The 997-nt window shown below is 62.3% G+C and carries 1 protein-coding gene and 1 pseudogene; one reads left to right on the top strand and one right to left on the bottom strand.

Going from position 1 to position 997, the window contains the following annotated elements; genetic code table 11:
* Positions 1-595, top strand: a pseudogene (locus EN935_RS37630) (alpha-D-glucose phosphate-specific phosphoglucomutase); the annotation flags it as partial.
* Between the two features lie 30 nt (positions 596-625).
* On the opposite strand, the gene EN935_RS37625 reads toward EN935_RS37630, so the two are convergent.
* Positions 626-997: DUF488 domain-containing protein (locus EN935_RS37625; RefSeq protein WP_164771782.1), on the bottom strand; the 372-nt coding region annotated here is incomplete at its 5' end.

Raw genomic sequence — 997 nt, 5'->3', positions numbered from 1 at the left:
CCAGATGATCGATCGCGTCAGCGCCAGGCTGAAGCGCAGACTGTATGAAGTGCCGGTCGGGTTCAAATGGTTCGCCGAGGGCCTTCAGGACGGCTCGCTGGGTTTTTGCGGCGAGGAAAGCGCTGGTGCGACGTTTATGCGCCGCAACGGCGCCGTCTGGACGACCGACAAGGATGGCATCGTTCCGGCGTTGCTGTCGGCCGAGATCATGGCAAGGATGGGTCGCGATCCCGGCGAGGTTTATCGCAGCCTGACGAAGGCCTTGGGCGAACCGGTCGCTGATCGGCTCCAGGCAACCGCAACCCCAGCACAAAAAGAGAAACTGTCGAAGCTTTCACCGCATGAGATCACGTCGAAGACCCTGGCTGGCGAACCGATCAAGTCGGTGCTTAGCCGGGCGCCGGGCAACAATGCCGAAATCGGCGGCGTCAAGGTGGCCACGGAAAACGGCTGGTTCGCCGCGCGCCCTTCAGGCACCGAGGAAATCTACAAGATCTACGCTGAGAGTTTTCGCGGACAGGACCATCTGCGCGCCATCCTGGCCGAGGCGCAGACGATCGTCGACCATGCGCTCGGGGCAACCAAAGGAAACTGAACCGGCTGCACCGCTTGTAATGATCAATGCTTACCTCCCGAGGAGATGCTCCCCGGGATAAACGATCGTTCCATCATCGGGCACGACAGCGCCTGGCGTCAGGCTGGCCTCCTCGACATGACCGGCCCCAAGGATATGCATGACGCGTTCGCCTTCTGCGAGCAGGTAATCGGCAATGATGCGGCGGTGGCACCGCCACCAGACGGCTTCCGCGCACATGATTGCGCAGCGATGCCGGCCGCCGAGCTCTCGCAGTTGCGCCAAGCCTTTGGCGAACGGCTCGGTCAGCGCATAGTCGGCGTAGTTGCGAAAACCACGTACGCGCCAATAGCTATTGGGGGAAGGTTCCGCACCACGCGCCCTGCCCCGCAAGCCGCCAAGCGCAGCGATATGCTCATAGCC

Origin of the sequence: Mesorhizobium sp. M7D.F.Ca.US.004.03.1.1 (assembly GCF_003998635.1) — a bacterium.
Lineage (GTDB): Bacteria > Pseudomonadota > Alphaproteobacteria > Rhizobiales > Rhizobiaceae > Mesorhizobium > Mesorhizobium loti.
This window is presented reverse-complemented; position numbering and strand designations above follow the sequence as displayed.